Origin of the sequence: Pseudomonas sp. (genome assembly GCF_046581935.1) — a bacterium.
In the GTDB taxonomy this organism is placed as follows: Bacteria; Pseudomonadota; Gammaproteobacteria; order Pseudomonadales; family Pseudomonadaceae; genus Aquipseudomonas.
In genome coordinates this window covers 138,888-153,544 of record NZ_JAYGFK010000001.1, presented here as the reverse complement: position 1 = coordinate 153,544, position 14,657 = coordinate 138,888, and the positions used below count along the sequence as shown (strand labels likewise).

Sequence of the window (14,657 nt, the reverse complement as noted above, 5' to 3'; positions counted from 1 at the left end):
CTAAGCTGAAGCACACATTGCAGGAGGAAAACAATTATGCGCCCTACTCTTACCCATGTGGCGTTGCATGTGCCCGATCTGGATGCATGCGTGGCGTTTTACCAGCAGTTCTGTGCGATGCAGGTCATTCACCAGCGCGCCGGAAAAGGTGCAGAAATTGTCTGGATGGCTGAGCCAGGCAAGGAGCACAGTTTTATCTTCGTGATCATGCCTGGTGGCCAGGATCGTCAATTGGCGGCTGATGATTACAGCCACTTCGGTTTTGCCTTAGAGAGCCGAGAACAGGTCGATAGGATTGCAGCGCGGGCGCGCTCGGCTGGGTGCCTAGTCTGGGAACCGCGCGACGAGCCCTTCCCCGTTGGCTATTACTGCGGCCTGCGTGATCCAGCCGGTAACTATGTCGAGTTCAGCTACGGCCAGCCATTAGGGCCAGGCTGCGAGCAGGTAGCGTTACCCTGAATGCACACAGCCACCTGAAGGTGACTGTGTATTACCGAGCAAGGGGCTTATTTAAAAAGCTTTACCGGTTTTATAAAGGTTTTCGAAGCAGAAGTTGGTGGCATCGATATAGCCCTCAGCACCACCGCAATCGAAACGTTTACCTTTAAATTTGTAAGCCATAACGCAGCCATTCTGCGCTTGCTTCATCAGTGCATCGGTGATCTGAATCTCCCCGCCTTTGCCTGGCTCGGTCTGCTCGATCAGGTCAAAAATATCCGGGGTCAGAATGTAGCGGCCGATGATCGCCAGGTTCGATGGCGCGTCTTCCGGCTTTGGCTTCTCGACCATGCTATTAACCCGATAGATGTCATCGCGAATCATCTCGCCAGCAATAACGCCGTATTTGTGGGTCTCTTCCGGCGGAACTTCCTGGATAGCGACAATCGAGCAACGGAACTGGTTGTACAGTTTGACCATCTGCGTCAGCACCGCATCGCCATCCAAGTTCAAGCACAAGTCATCGGCGAGAACCACCGCGAAGGGTTCATCGCCAATCAGCGGACGGCCGCAGAGGATGGCATGGCCAAGACCTTTCATCTCAACCTGACGGGTGTAAGAGAAGCTGCATTCGTTGATCAGGCGACGGATACCAAGCAGGTATTTTTCCTTGTCGGTATCGCGAATCTGATGCTCAAGTTCGTAGCTGATATCGAAGTGATCTTCCAGCGCCCGCTTGCCGCGCCCGGTAATCATGGCGATTTCCGTCAAGCCTGCTTCCAGCGCCTCTTCGACGCCATACTGGATCAGCGGTTTGTTCACGATCGGCAGCATTTCCTTGGGCATCGCCTTGGTGGCGGGCAGAAAACGGGTGCCGTAACCGGCTGCAGGGAACAAACATTTCTTGATCATAGGGAACCTTGAGCAATGGTGTGAAAAGTGCGCCAGCAGTCTATCAGGCTGCGCGGGCCTTACAATGCCCTTGCACAGGCTGGCTATTCCTTTAAAAAAGGAAAGTAACACAGCTCAGCTGACTGCAGGGCTTGGCCAAAACGCTCTGCAAGAGAGCTACCGAGCTTCGACTGTGCGCACGATTACAGGTTCAATGTAATCCACTGTCGCCGTGAGTCAGCCCGCCTACATTTGCATGCCATACTGTCTTGGCCTGCAAAAACGTACAGGCGCAAAAAAACCGGCTACGAAGGCCGGTTTTAGTGGTTTTCAGGTTCATAGAGGAACATCTGAAATCATGTACATGGTGCCCGAAGCCGGAATCGAACCGGCACGGGGTTACCCCCGAGGGATTTTAAGTCCCTTGCGTCTACCGATTTCGCCATTCGGGCGGTAGCGCTACCTTGCTAGGCTCGGACTATATACAGCCCTTAATAGCCTCGCAAGATCTGAAGCTTAAATGAAAAGGCCTCGTAAATCAGTAATCTACGAGGCCTTTCTAATTGGAGGCTGAGGTCGGAATCGAACCGGCGTTCACGGATTTGCAATCCGGTGCATAACCACTCTGCTACTCAGCCTTAAAACTAAACAAACCGTATTAAAGGCATGTCAAAAATTGGAGCGGGAAACGAGACTCGAACTCGCGACCCCGACCTTGGCAAGGTCGTGCTCTACCAACTGAGCTATTCCCGCTTGTCGTGCTGACGGCCGCCATTCTATAGTTTCGTAGCTTTCCGTCAACCCCTTGATTCAAAAAACTTATTTCTTATCAGGGGTGGTCCGTAGGTGCGGCCATGCGGCCATCAGGTACTGCGCCATCGACCACAGGGTGAGCACGGCAGCAATGATCAATAGTGCATACCCCAGCAGCACCCAAGCAGTAAATGCCGGTGGGTTTGCCAGAAGAATCACCAGTGCAACCATCTGCGCAGCGGTTTTCCACTTTGCCAATTTGGATACAGCTACATGCGCCCGAGCACCCAGCTCGGCCATCCATTCACGCAAAGCCGAAACCACTATTTCACGGCCTATGATGATCGCCGCCGAAAGTGTCAGCCAAAGGTTGGAGTGTTCATCGACGAGTAAAACCAACGCCACCGCCACCATAAGCTTGTCGGCGACAGGATCAAGGAAAGCGCCAAAAGGCGTGCTCTGCTCCCAACGGCGGGCCAGGTAACCATCCAGCCAATCAGTTGCTGCGGCAACAGCAAACACTGCGCTCGCCGCCCAATAGCTCCAACTAAAGGGAAGGTAAAACAGCAAAATAAACACCGGTATGAGCAATACACGGAGCACAGTAAGTAGGTTGGGGATATTCATCGACACAACTTGGCGGTAAAGAGAGCCGGCATTCTACTCGCTGTGCAGTGCGGCATAAATCGACTCGGCAAGCTTTTTACTGATTCCAGGCGCTTTGGCAATCTCTTCGATGCTGGCGCGTGATAACTCCTGCAGCCCGCCAAAGTGATTGAGCAGCTCACGCCGCCGCTTCGGACCAACGCCCGCTACGCCTTCAAGTGTTGATGTACGCCGGGCTTTACCACGACGGGCGCGGTGCCCGGTGATCGCAAAACGGTGCGATTCATCGCGAATCTGCTGGATTAGATGCAGAGCTGGTGAGTTTCCTGGCAAGGTGAATTCATGCGCCGCATCATTCAAGTACAGCGTTTCCAGGCCAGGCTTGCGGGTCGCTCCCTTGGCCACGCCGAGCAAGATCAAATCAGGAACCGCAAGTTCTTCAAGGACCTCGCGCGCCATAGCCAGCTGCCCCTTGCCACCGTCAACCAGTAGGATGTCCGGCAGCTTGCCCTCGCCATCTTTGATCTTGCTGAAGCGCCGGGTCAGTGCTTGATGCATGGCTGCATAATCATCCCCAGGCGTCACGCCTTCGATGTTGTAACGCCGATAATCTGATTTCAGCGGGCCTTCCGGGCCGAATACCACGCATGAGGCAACTGTCGCTTCGCCACTGGAATGGCTGATATCGAAGCACTCCAGACGTTGCGGCACTTCATCCATATCCAATGCGAGGGCCAAGGCGTCGAAGCGCGCAGCCACGTGCTGTCGATTTGCCAAGCGCGCTGCAAGGGCTTGCTCGGCATTGGTGACCGCAAGCTGCTGCCAACGAGCGCGGGTGCCGCGCACCCGATAGCTGATGCTCAGCTCACGACCACGCTGCTCATCAATGGCAGCAATCAGCGTGGGAAAGTCCTCGTGCTGAGCATTAACGATCAGCTCACTTGGCAGGTCGCGCTCTTGGTTGCTGAGGTAGTACTGCGCGAGGAAAGCCAGCAACACGCCACTGCTCTCCTCCTCAATGGCTACCTGGGGGAAGAAGTTCTTACTGCCCAGCACCCGGCCACCGCGCACGCTGATTAAATGCACGCACGCGCCACCGGGATTGACCATGGCCGCAACCACGTCAACATCACCAGTGCCGCCCTCCATGCTTTGCTGATCCTGCACCCGACGCAGCAGTGATATCTGATCGCGTAGCCCCGCCGCTCGCTCGAAGTCGAGCGCCATTGCCGCAGTTTGCATGCCCGTGGATAGCTCATCGGTCAGGGCGTTGCTGCGCCCCTCAAGAAACATCACTGAGTGGCGTACGTCATCGGCATATTCGCTGGCTTCCACCTGGCCGACGCAGGGCGCCTTGCAACGCTTGATCTGATACTGCAGGCAGGGGCGCGTACGGTTTTTATAAAAGCTGTCCTCGCACTGGCGCACCAAGAAGGTTTTCTGCAGCAGATTGAGGCTTTCGCGAATGGCTCCAGCGCTGGGATAAGGGCCGAAGTAACGCCCCTTCTGCTTTTTCGCGCCTCGATGGATGCTTAAGCGCGGGAAATCACCATCTGAGAGCAGCACATAAGGGTAGGACTTATCGTCACGCAACAGAATGTTGTATGGCGGTCGCCATTCTTTGATCAGCGTCTGCTCAAGCAGTAGCGCTTCGGTCTCATTCGCGGTAATGGTGGTTTCGATCTGCGCGATACGCCCCACCAGCGCAGCGGTCTTTGGGGCCAAGCCAGTCTGCCGAAAGTAACTGGCCAGGCGGCTTTTCAGGTTCTTGGCTTTGCCTACATAAAGTAGCTTCGCGTCCACGTCGAACATGCGGTAAACGCCAGGACGACCGCTACACGTAGAGAGAAAGGCGCTGGGATCAAAGACAGCGCTGCCGCCGTCAGCTGTTGGCATCAATCATGCCGTGGCGTACGGCCAACAGAGCCAATTCGACATCGCTGGTAATCGACAGTTTCTCGAAGATGCGATAGCGATAGGTGTTCACGGTTTTCGGCGACAGGCACAGCTTGTCAGAAATCACCTGAACTTTTTGGCAGCCAGCAATCATCAGGGCAATTTGAATTTCGCGCTCAGACAACAAATCAAAGGGCGAATTACTGCTCTGTGGCTGAAACGACTTGAGCGCTAATTGCTGGGCGATCTGCGGGCTGATATAGCGCTGACCACTGAATACCATGCGTATCGCTTGCACCATCTCCTCAAGTGCAGCCCCTTTGGTCAGGTAACCAGCCGCACCGGCTTGTAGTAACCGCGTAGGAAACGGGTCTTCCTCACAGACGGTAACGGCAATAACTTTTACATCAGGATAACTGCGCGTCAGTTTGCGCGTGGCCTCAAGGCCGCCGATACCCGGCATCTTGATATCCATCAGGACTACATCAGGCTTCAGTTCGCGGGCTTTCTTCAGAGACTCCTCACCAGACTCTGCCTGGCCAACCACATGTAGGCCTTCGATATCAGAGAGCATGCGGGTGATGCCAGTGCGTACCAGGTCGTGGTCATCAACAACGAGTACCCTGATCAAATATCACCCCGGCTTACGTCAGCCGCTAAGGATCGCGGACTTGGTTGGAATAGCGGAAATTGTACTCAATTCCTGCGTAATGCATAAGCGTCAAAATACAAACGCCAACAAACGTGTAGCAGCCAATGGCGCTCTATACCTATCTTTTTCTACAGGTAACTACCCAAGCCTGAGATGCGCTCAATGCAAGAGTTAAAAAAACATCGAGAACATGCAGGTGGAATAACTAGCGCATGAAAAAAGGGCTAGGTTTTCACCTAGCCCTTTTTTGCTAATTCGCGGCGGGAAACCAGGGATTCGAACCCTGGGAACGCTATTAACGTTCGCCGGTTTTCAAGACCGGTGCATTCAACCACTCTGCCAATTTCCCGTTATTTCCGTGATGCGTACTACAACCGCTATTTAGCTGCTTCAGATCATTTAGCCAACCAACCTGTAACACTTCCGGCGATTGCGGGCCGCATATTACCCGAACGAAACACGCTGTCAAACTCTGCGTATAGGCTCTTTGCATCGCTCTGCTATGATCGGGCCTGATCTTGGTCGCAGACCATCAGTCATTTCAGGAGTGTCGCCATGAACGAACACAATTATGCACTCGACCACACGCAGGTTGAGCAGCAGGAAGTCAGCCGTGTCCTACGCAACACATATGGTCTGCTGGCAATCACATTAGCCTTTAGCGGCCTTGTAGCCTTCATTGCTCAGCGCGCCAATGTGCCCTACCCGAATTTCTTTGTCGTGTTGATTGGTTTCTACGGCCTGTTCTTCCTCACCGCCAAGCTACGCAACTCGTCCTGGGGCTTGGTTTCAACGCTCGCCCTAACCGGTTTCATGGGCTACACCCTAGGCCCGATCCTCAACCGCTACATGGGCATGGCTAACGGCGCCGAAGTTGTCAGTTCTGCATTTGCCATGACCGCGCTGGTGTTTTGCGGCCTATCGGCTTATGTACTGACCACGCGCAAAGACATGAGCTTCCTGAGCGGCTTTATAACTGCAGGTTTCTTTGTTCTGCTTGGCGCAATGGTTGCTGGTTTCTTCTTCCAGATAAGCGGCCTGCAATTGGCAATCAGCGCTGGCTTCGTGCTGTTTTCCTCGGTCTGCATCTTGTTCCAGACCAGCGCCATCATTCATGGCGGTGAGCGCAACTACATCATGGCGACCATCAGTCTGTATGTATCGATTTACAACCTGTTTATCAGCCTGCTGCAGATTTTCGGCATCATGGGCAGTGATGATTAATCAGCTAGCGCCCTAAAAGTCCCGCTTCGGCGGGATTTTTTATGCCTGCTGCGCGCATCTTCCCGACTCAAGCTTTATCATTTCGCCAAATTGGCTCATCGGGATTGCTATGAAGTTCGCCATCGCTGTCTTTTCGCCACCGCACGCGCCCTCCTCACGGCGCGCGTTGCGCTTTGCTCAGGCGGCATTGGCAGGCGGACACGAGATCGTGCGCTTATTTTTCTACCAGGACGGGGTTCACAGCGCCTCAGGCAATGTGGTCTGTGCGCAGGATGAACTTGATCTACCGCGCGAATGGCGTGAGTTTGTGCAGACGCAGCAATTGGATGGCGTTGTATGTATCGCTGCTGCGTTGCGTCGTGGCGTGCTCAACAACGAAGAAGCCGCCCGCTATGAGCGCGATGCCGCCAACCTGAATGCTCCCTGGGAACTCTCCGGGCTAGGCCAGTTGCACGAGGCGACGCAATTGGCCGATCGCCTGGTGTGCTTTGGAGGGCCTTAAAATGAGCAAGTCGCTACTAATCATCAGTCGCCAAGCACCCTGGTCCGGCCCTGGCGCACGAGAGGCGCTGGATATTGCCCTGGCCGGTGGCGCTTTCGACCTGCCGATCGCCATGCTGTTTCTCGATGACGGCGTGTTCCAATTGAGCGCTGCGCAACAACCAGCCAACCTGCAACAGAAAGACCTCAGCGCCAACCTGCAGGCCTTGCCAATGTTTGGTGTAGAGGCGCTGTATGTTTCGCAGCGCAGCTTGGATGAACGTGGCCTGCATCAGCAACCCAGCAGCCTCACCGTCGAGCACCTCGATGATGCAGGACTAAGCGCCTTGATTGACCGTTACGACCAGGTAATTACGCTCTGATGGCTACCTTGCATGTACTCTCGCACTCGCCCTTTACCGATAGCCGCCTGAGCAGCTGCCTGCGCATTCTCGGCAGCCAGGATGCCCTGCTGCTGTGCGGCGACGCGGTATACGCCCTACAAACCGGTAGCGTGCAGCGTCAGGCGCTCGAGCTGATGCCCGAAGCCATTGCGCTTTATGCCCTGGATGAAGATGTGCTGGCTCGCAGCCTTGAGCTGCCGGCACGCTTGAATCTGGTCGACTACCCTGGCTTTGTTGCACTCAGCTGCCAATACGACAAGGTCAATACCTGGCTATGACCCAACTAAACATTGAGGGTCGCCGCCTAGAGCTAGACAAGGACGGCTACCTGATCGATCTCGCCGACTGGTCCGAGGTCGCCGCACAAGCCTTGGCAGAACGTGAAGGCATCAACCTGAGCGCCGATCACTGGGAAATTCTCTGGCTGGTGCGCAGCTTTTACGACGAGTTCCAGCTGTCGCCAGCCAATCGCCCGCTGATCAAATTTATTGCCATCAAACTCGGCCCCGAGAAAGGCAATAGCCTGCACCTCAACCGCCTGTTCAATGGTGCTCCCGCCAAACTTGCCGCCAAGCTGGCGGGCCTGCCCAAGCCGACCAATTGCCTATGAATCTTGTGACCCCGCCGGAACATCCCTTCGCTCAATTTGTGCGCATTCTCGGCAAGGGCAAACGCGGTGCGCGCAACCTGACCCGCGAGGAAGCCCGCGAAGCAATGGGCATGCTGCTCGACGAGAAGGTTGAAGAGAGCCAGTTGGGTGCCTTCTTGATGTTGCTACGCCACAAGGAAGAAAGCGCCGAGGAAATGGCCGGTTTTGCTGAAGCCGTGCGGGCGCGCTTGCAGACGCCTGCAATTCCAGTGGATCTGGACTGGCCAAGCTATGCCGGCAAGAAACGCCACTTGCCCTGGTTTCTATTGGCCGCCAAAGCGCTGGCCAATAGCGGCATTCGCATACTGCTGCATGGCGGTGGGCCGCACACTGCGGGCCGCTTATACAGCGAGCAACTACTTGAGGAGCTAGGCATTCCGCTGTGCCACAACTGGGCGAGTGTTGAACACGCACTCGCCGAACAGCATTTAGCGTTTATTCCCTTGGGCGACTGGATGCCGCAATTGCAGCGGATGATTGATCTGCGCAACATCCTCGGCTTGCGCTCCCCTATCCACTCCCTCACCCGCATTCTTAACCCGCTGGGCGCACGCTGCGGCCTGCAGAGCATTTTCCACCCGGGCTACCAGGCAGTGCATCGCGAGGCCAGTCAGTTACTGAGCGATAACGCCATCGTAATCAAGGGCGAAGGCGGCGAAATCGAGATCAATCCGGACGCCACCAGCCACCTCTACGGAACCGCTAATGGTGAAAACTGGGATGAGCAATGGCCGGCACTGTCGGCACAACGGCACGTCAAGCCGGAGTCACTTGAGCCCGCACATCTGGCGGCGTTCTGGCGTGGCGACGCCGAGGATGCTTACGGCCAGCTTGCCGTGATCAGCACTATGGCGCTTGCCCTACGCGCCTTGGGACGCAGCCGTGAGGCGGCCTTTGATGAGGCGAAAGGCTGCTGGGAGGCTCGTAAAACATCGAATTAACTGATGTTTTTAGGCGTTTTTTTACACCTTTCTATCCAGTGCAAGCCGTTAGACTGAACCTTCATGCATCACGGAGTCAGTCCTATGGGCCTGCTAATAGACGGACACTGGCGAGATCAGTGGTATGACACCGGCGACACCGGCCGCTTCCAACGTGAAGACGCACAGCGCCGCAATTGGATCACCGCCGACGGTACAGCCGGCCCCAGCGGCACTGGCGGCTTTGCTGCCGAAGCCAGCCGCTACCACCTGTATGTCTCACTTGCCTGTCCTTGGGCACACCGCACCCTGATTCTGCGCCAACTAAAGGGCTTGCAACCGCTGATTGGCGTTTCGGTCGTCAGTTGGCTGATGCGCGAGCATGGCTGGACGTTCGACACCGAGCACGGTGCCAGTGGTGATGCCCTCGACGACCTGAGCTACCTGTACCAACGCTACACCGCCGATGACGCTCAATACTCTGGACGAGTGACGGTCCCATTGCTGTGGGACACACAGCAAAAACGCATCGTCAGCAATGAGTCCGCCGAGATCATTCGCATGTTCAACGGTGCCTTCAATGGGCTAACGAACAATCGCCTCGATTTTTACCCCGAGCATTTACGCGAGCAGATCGACGCCCTCAATGAGCGCATCTACCCCGCCATCAATAACGGGGTGTACCGGGCTGGATTCGCTACGCGCCAGGATGCTTATGAAGAAGCGTTCGATGAGCTGTTCAAGGCTTTGGATGCCCTAGACGCTAGCCTGGACAGCCGCCGCTACCTGGCTGGCGAGTATCTGACTGAAGCCGATATCCGCCTGTTCACCACATTGATTCGCTTCGATGCGGTTTACCACGGCCACTTCAAGTGCAACCTGCGCCGATTGGAAGACTATCCCAACTTGTCCAACTGGCTGCGTGAGCTGTACCAATGGCCAGGCATTGCCGAGACAGTGGACTTCACCCACATCAAAAGTCACTACTACGCCAGCCACGCCACCATTAACCCAACCGGAGTGATCCCCAAGGGGCCGCAATTGCTTCTAGACCGGGCGCATGACCGCGAACGCTTGCCAGGTAAGGGCATCTATAAAGGCTGAGGCATAGGCACCTGAGCTCCTTACACAAGAGCTCAAGCGTTAGCGCGACTCAATCCCGGCGAGTAGCGTCTTCGAACCAAGCCAGTTTTTCGCGCAGTTGCACCACTTCGCCGACAATCACCAGGGTTGGCGCATGCACCTCATGCTCAGCCACAAGCTCTGCCAGGTTAGCCAATGTGCCGGTAAACACTCGCTGGTTCTTCGTCGTGCCCTGCTGAATCAAGGCCGCCGGAGTTGTTGCAGCCCGGCCGTGTGCGATCAACTGCTCGCAGATAATTGGCAGCCCCACTAAGCCCATGTAGAACACTAAAGTCTGGCTGCTTGCCGTCAGCTCGGCCCATGGCAAATTGCTGCTGCCATCCTTCAAGTGCCCAGTGACAAAACGCACCGACTGCGCATAGTCACGATGGGTTAGCGGAATTCCGGCATAAGCGGCGCAGCCTGAAGCTGCGGTAATACCTGGCACTACCTGAAAGGGAATGCCGTGAGCTGCCAGCTCTTCGATTTCTTCCCCGCCGCGACCGAAGATGAACGGATCACCACCCTTCAGACGCAATACCCGCTTACCTTCTTTGGCCAAGCTGACCAGCCGCTGGTTGATCTGCTCCTGCGGCAGCGCATGTGCTGCACGCTGCTTGCCGACATAGATGCGTTCGGCGTCACGCCGACACAGGTCGATAATGGCGGGAGCCACCAGACGGTCATAGAGCACCACATCAGCCTGCTGCATCAGACGCAACGCGCGAAAGGTAAGCAAATCCGGATCGCCAGGGCCGGCCCCGACCAAATAGACCTCTCCGAGTGCGCGGGGGGCAATCCCGGCGATCTTTTCCTCAAGTAGGTGCTGGGCTTCTTTCAGTTTGCCGGCAAAGACACTCTCGGCGATTTGCCCTTGAAAGACATCCTCCCAAAACACCCGGCGCTGCTGCACGTCCGGAAATAACCCGCGGACCTGCGCGCGAAATCGCTTCGCCAAACCAGCTAACTGGCCATATGTCGCCGGAATCCAGGTTTCGATTTTGGCGCGAATCAGGCGTGCGAGAACCGGTGCATCACCGCCGCTGGTAACCGCCACGATCAGCGGCGAGCGATCGACAATCGCTGGGAAAATCACACTGCATAACTTCGGCGCATCGACCACGTTGACCGGAATACCCAGCGCCTGAGCCTGTTCGGATATCTGGGCATTCAGAGGCTCGTCATCTGTGGCGGCAATCACTAGCACCACCGCTTGCAGATCAGTCTGCTGATAGGTGCGCTGCAACACTTCGCCCTTGCTGGCGACAGCCATATCGTGCAGCTCTACGACAATTTCCGGTGCCACGACGCGCAGCCTGGCCCCGGCTTCGCTCAAAAGGCGCGATTTACGCAACGCAATTTCGCCACCGCCGACCACCAGTACCAGGCGATCCTGAAGTTTGTGGAACAGGGGAAGGAAGTCCATAACAGCGCTCTTAATCGATTCAAACAAAACGGGGTGGCACTGGCCACCCCGTTACAGGCAACTGAAACCTGACTCAGCCGATTACTTCAATGCCGCCCATGTAAGGTTTCAGCACGTCAGGTACGCGAATACTGCCATCCGCCTGCTGGTAGTTTTCCAATACGGCCACCAAGGTGCGACCCACTGCCAGACCGGAGCCATTGAGGGTGTGCAGCAGCTCTGGCTTACCGGTTTCTGGGTTGCGGTAGCGCGCTTGCATACGGCGCGCCTGGAAGTCACCACAGTTGGAGCACGAGGAAATTTCGCGATACTTGTCCTGGCTCGGCACCCAGACTTCCAAGTCGTAGGTTTTTACCGCACCGAAGCCCATATCACCGGTGCACAGCGCCAGTTTGCGGTATGGCAGTTCGAGTAGCTGCAACACGCGCTCGGCGTTAGCCGTCAAGCTTTCCAGTGCCTCAAAGGATTGGCTCGGCTCAACGATCTGCACCATCTCGACCTTGTCGAATTGGTGTTGGCGGATCATCCCGCGAGTATCGCGGCCCGATGCGCCAGCCTCACTGCGGAAGCACGGTGTATGCGCAACAAGTTTCAGCGGCAGCTGTTTGGCATCGATAATTTCGCCCGCGACGATATTGGTCAACGACACTTCAGCAGTGGGAATCAGATACAGGTCTGCTTCACCTTCGCGGCTGATCTTGAACAAATCTTCCTCGAACTTCGGCAGCTGACCAGTGCCTTGCAATGCCGGTGCCTGTACCAGATACGGCGTGTAGGCTTCTTCGTAGCCGTGCTCGCTGGTGTGCAAGTTGATCATAAATTGCGCAAGGGCACGGTGCATGCGAGCAATCGGACCGCGCAGCAAAGCAAAGCGAGCACCGGACAGCTTGGCCGCAGTCTCGAAATCCAGCCAGCCGTGTTGTTCGCCCAGGGCAACGTGATCCTGAATAGGAAAATCAAAACTGCGCGGCGTACCCCAGCGCGACACCTCGACGTTGCCGTCTTCATCAGCACCGACCGGCACCGACTCGTGCGGCAGGTTGGGAATGCTTAGCAGCAGGTGGTCAAGCTCGCTCTGGATGCTATCGAGCTCACGCTTGCCCTCCTCCAGATCGCTGCCCATCTGGTCAACTTCCGCCAGCAGTGGCGCAATGTCTTCGCCGCGTTGCTTGGCTTGGCCAATGGATTTTGAGCGACTGTTGCGCTCGGCCTGCAGCTGCTCGGTACGGGTCTGTACGGTCTTGCGCTGTGCTTCAAGCGCTTCGAAGCGGGCAACATCAAGGACAAAGCCACGAGTGGCCAGGCGTTCGGCCACTTCATGGAGTTGGGTACGAACGAGTTTGGAATCGAGCATGTTCTGGTCTCAACACATCACTAGGGTTTGCATGGCCTCGGCCATGGCGCGCAATGCCGCGCAGTTTAAGGCTTTAACAGGGGTTGGTGCCACACCACAGATGAGCAGCAATGGCTATTGGTAGAGCCGCGCCAAGCTAATCCCCGCCCAAACAGCGGCAACACCACCGAGGACGCTACACAGCAAATAGGCCAACGCTTCATAGGTGCGGCCGTTTTCAAACAGCTTGAATAACTCAAGACTGAATGAGGAGAACGTGGTGAAGCCACCGAGCAGACCAATGATCAGGCCACTGCGTAGCTCGATGGGCAGGTCGCTGCGCAACAGGAATAAGCCGGATAACAGGCCGATCAGCAAGCAGCCGATGATATTGACGGTGAAGGTGCCCAGATAGAAATGCCGTGGCCACTGCGCCGCAACCCAACTGGCACTGAGAAAACGCAGCACCGACCCCACCGCACCGCCCAGAGCCACCGCCAGTGCCACGCCAATCATGGTTTTCTCCGTTGCCGAGGGCTATTGCTATCTTGGTTCTTCAAGTGCTGCAGCTTGTCGCGAATTTTCAGTTCTAGGCCGCGCGGTACCGGCTGGTAGTACTCGCGTGGTTCGAAGGTTTCGGGAAAGTAATCTTCCCCCGCCGCATAAGCATCGGGCTCATCGTGGGCGTAGCGATATTCGTCGCCATAGCCCAGCTGCTTCATCAACTTGGCTGGGGCATTACGCAGGTGCAACGGCACCTCTTGCGAACCATGCTCGGCTGCATCACGCATGGCGGCATTGAAGGCGTTATAAACCGCGTTACTTTTCGGCGCGCAGGCCAGGTAAACAATCGCCTGGGCCACGGCCAACTCGCCCTCGGGGCTGCCCAGACGCTCCTGCACATCCCAGGCGTTGAGGCACAGGGTCAAGGCGCGCGGGTCGGCATTACCAATGTCTTCACTGGCCATGCGCACCACCCGTCGGGCGATATACAGCGGGTCACAACCTCCGTCGAGCATGCGGGCAAACCAGTACAGCGCGCCGTTCGGGCTGGAGCCGCGCACGGATTTGTGCAGGGCCGATATCTGGTCGTAGAAGGCTTCGCCACCCTTGTCGAAACGTCGACGGGTATCACCGAGCAGGTTGAGCAAAAGCTCGCTATCAATCGCGCTGCCGTCTTCGGCAAGATCTGCCGCGTTTTCCAGAAAATTGAGCAAACGTCGGCCATCGCCATCGGCGGCTGCCTGAAGAATTTTGAAGCTCTCTTCCGGCAGGCTCAGTTGACGCTCACCCAAGCCTTTCGGGTCGCTGAGGGCGCGATCAACCAACTTACGTAACGCACTTTCATCCAGGCTTTTCAACACATAAACGCGAGCGCGCGAGAGCAAGGCGTTGTTCAGTTCGAACGAGGGATTTTCCGTGGTGGCACCGATAAAAATCAGTGTGCCGTCTTCCACATACGGCAAGAACGCATCCTGCTGTGACTTATTGAAACGATGCACTTCATCGACAAACAGAATGGTCTGACGGCCATATTGCGCAGCATGCTGCTGAGCCACTTCCACGGCCTGACGGATTTCCTTAACCCCGGAGAGCACAGCGGAAATCGTCTCAAAATGCGCATCAGAAACCTGAGCTAACAACCGCGCCAGGGTGGTTTTACCCACACCAGGCGGCCCCCAGAAGATCATCGAGTGCAGCGCCCCCTGTTCTAACGCCTCACGCAGAGGCTTGCCACGGGCCAGCAAATGCTCCTGCCCGACGTACTCGTCCAGGCTGGCTGCACGCAAGCGGGCAGCCAGGGGTTGCGCGACGGGGGCTTTGCGAAACAAATCCATGACTGCGGTTTAACGCCTCGAGCTG

16 protein-coding genes and 4 tRNA genes are annotated in these 14,657 nt (G+C 56.3%); 8 read left to right on the top strand and 12 right to left on the bottom strand.

Going from position 1 to position 14,657, the window contains the following annotated elements; genetic code table 11:
- Positions 1–36: 36 nt before the first annotated feature.
- Entirely contained in the window at positions 37–459 is a 423-nt protein-coding gene (locus VCA57_RS00720; RefSeq protein WP_411183036.1) for a VOC family protein, read from the top strand.
- A 51-nt stretch (positions 460–510) separates the two neighbouring features.
- Here the strand turns inward: VCA57_RS00720 and galU are convergent, their stop codons facing one another.
- From galU to VCA57_RS00680, 8 genes are all read right to left on the bottom strand, one after another.
- The gene (gene galU / locus VCA57_RS00715; RefSeq protein ID WP_411183035.1) at positions 511–1,350 is read right to left on the bottom strand and encodes a UTP--glucose-1-phosphate uridylyltransferase GalU; all 840 of its coding nucleotides are present in this window, start codon (positions 1,348–1,350) and stop codon (positions 511–513) included.
- A gap of 344 nt (positions 1,351–1,694) precedes the next feature.
- Positions 1,695–1,781 (bottom strand) — tRNA-Leu (locus VCA57_RS00710).
- A gap of 112 nt (positions 1,782–1,893) precedes the next feature.
- A tRNA-Cys gene (locus VCA57_RS00705) sits at positions 1,894–1,967 on the bottom strand.
- Between the two features lie 39 nt (positions 1,968–2,006).
- A tRNA-Gly gene (locus tag VCA57_RS00700) sits at positions 2,007–2,082 on the bottom strand.
- 66 nt (positions 2,083–2,148) lie between these two features.
- Entirely contained in the window at positions 2,149–2,709 is a 561-nt protein-coding gene (gene pgsA / locus VCA57_RS00695; RefSeq protein WP_411183034.1) for a CDP-diacylglycerol--glycerol-3-phosphate 3-phosphatidyltransferase, read from the bottom strand.
- Between the two features lie 33 nt (positions 2,710–2,742).
- Positions 2,743–4,584 (bottom strand): excinuclease ABC subunit UvrC, encoded by a 1,842-nt coding sequence (gene uvrC, locus VCA57_RS00690; RefSeq protein WP_411183033.1) that lies wholly within the window; start codon positions 4,582–4,584, stop codon positions 2,743–2,745.
- Positions 4,571–5,215, bottom strand: coding sequence for a UvrY/SirA/GacA family response regulator transcription factor (gene uvrY, locus VCA57_RS00685; protein ID WP_411183032.1), 645 nt, complete (start codon positions 5,213–5,215; stop codon positions 4,571–4,573). Before uvrY ends, uvrC begins: the two co-directional genes overlap by 14 nt.
- 282 nt (positions 5,216–5,497) lie before the next feature.
- Positions 5,498–5,585: transfer RNA gene (locus VCA57_RS00680), tRNA-Ser, on the bottom strand.
- Between the two features lie 206 nt (positions 5,586–5,791).
- Here VCA57_RS00680 and VCA57_RS00675 point away from each other — a divergent pair.
- The 7 genes from VCA57_RS00675 to VCA57_RS00645 all read left to right on the top strand — a co-directional run bounded on the left by VCA57_RS00675 (position 5,792) and on the right by VCA57_RS00645 (position 10,017).
- Positions 5,792–6,460, top strand: coding sequence for a Bax inhibitor-1/YccA family protein (locus VCA57_RS00675; RefSeq protein ID WP_411183031.1), 669 nt, complete (start codon positions 5,792–5,794; stop codon positions 6,458–6,460).
- A gap of 109 nt (positions 6,461–6,569) precedes the next feature.
- Positions 6,570–6,962 carry a sulfurtransferase complex subunit TusD gene (gene tusD, locus VCA57_RS00670; protein ID WP_411183030.1) on the top strand — a complete coding sequence of 131 codons (393 nt, stop codon included), beginning with the start codon at positions 6,570–6,572 and terminating at the stop codon, positions 6,960–6,962.
- A gap of 1 nt (position 6,963) precedes the next feature.
- Entirely contained in the window at positions 6,964–7,323 is a 360-nt protein-coding gene (gene tusC, locus VCA57_RS00665) for a sulfurtransferase complex subunit TusC (RefSeq protein WP_411183029.1), read from the top strand.
- Positions 7,323–7,622, top strand: coding sequence for a sulfurtransferase complex subunit TusB (tusB, locus tag VCA57_RS00660; protein WP_411183028.1), 300 nt, complete (start codon positions 7,323–7,325; stop codon positions 7,620–7,622). The genes tusC and tusB overlap by 1 nt, the downstream gene beginning before the upstream one ends.
- A complete protein-coding gene (locus VCA57_RS00655; protein WP_411183027.1) occupies positions 7,619–7,954 on the top strand; it encodes a TusE/DsrC/DsvC family sulfur relay protein in 336 nt (111 codons plus the stop codon). The genes tusB and VCA57_RS00655 overlap by 4 nt, the downstream gene beginning before the upstream one ends.
- Positions 7,951–8,934, top strand: coding sequence for a glycosyl transferase family protein (locus tag VCA57_RS00650; protein ID WP_411183026.1), 984 nt, complete (start codon positions 7,951–7,953; stop codon positions 8,932–8,934). Before VCA57_RS00655 ends, VCA57_RS00650 begins: the two co-directional genes overlap by 4 nt.
- Before the next feature lie 84 nt (positions 8,935–9,018).
- The gene (locus tag VCA57_RS00645) at positions 9,019–10,017 is read left to right on the top strand and encodes a glutathione S-transferase family protein (protein ID WP_411183025.1); all 999 of its coding nucleotides are present in this window, start codon (positions 9,019–9,021) and stop codon (positions 10,015–10,017) included.
- Between the two features lie 49 nt (positions 10,018–10,066).
- Here VCA57_RS00645 and cysG read toward each other — a convergent pair whose 3' ends face one another.
- From cysG to VCA57_RS00625, 4 genes are all read right to left on the bottom strand, one after another.
- Positions 10,067–11,461, bottom strand: coding sequence for a siroheme synthase CysG (gene cysG / locus VCA57_RS00640; protein WP_411183024.1), 1,395 nt, complete (start codon positions 11,459–11,461; stop codon positions 10,067–10,069).
- A 73-nt stretch (positions 11,462–11,534) separates the two neighbouring features.
- Positions 11,535–12,815, bottom strand: coding sequence for a serine--tRNA ligase (gene serS, locus VCA57_RS00635; RefSeq protein WP_411183023.1), 1,281 nt, complete (start codon positions 12,813–12,815; stop codon positions 11,535–11,537).
- Positions 12,816–12,929: 114 nt separating this feature from the next.
- On the bottom strand, positions 12,930–13,310 hold the full coding sequence (gene crcB, locus VCA57_RS00630; protein WP_411183022.1) for a fluoride efflux transporter CrcB: 381 nt from the start codon (positions 13,308–13,310) through the stop codon (positions 12,930–12,932).
- Complete coding sequence (locus tag VCA57_RS00625; RefSeq protein WP_411183021.1) at positions 13,307–14,632, bottom strand: replication-associated recombination protein A; 1,326 nt, start codon at positions 14,630–14,632, stop codon at positions 13,307–13,309. The genes crcB and VCA57_RS00625 overlap by 4 nt, the downstream gene beginning before the upstream one ends.
- Between the last annotated feature and the right edge of the window lie 25 nt (positions 14,633–14,657).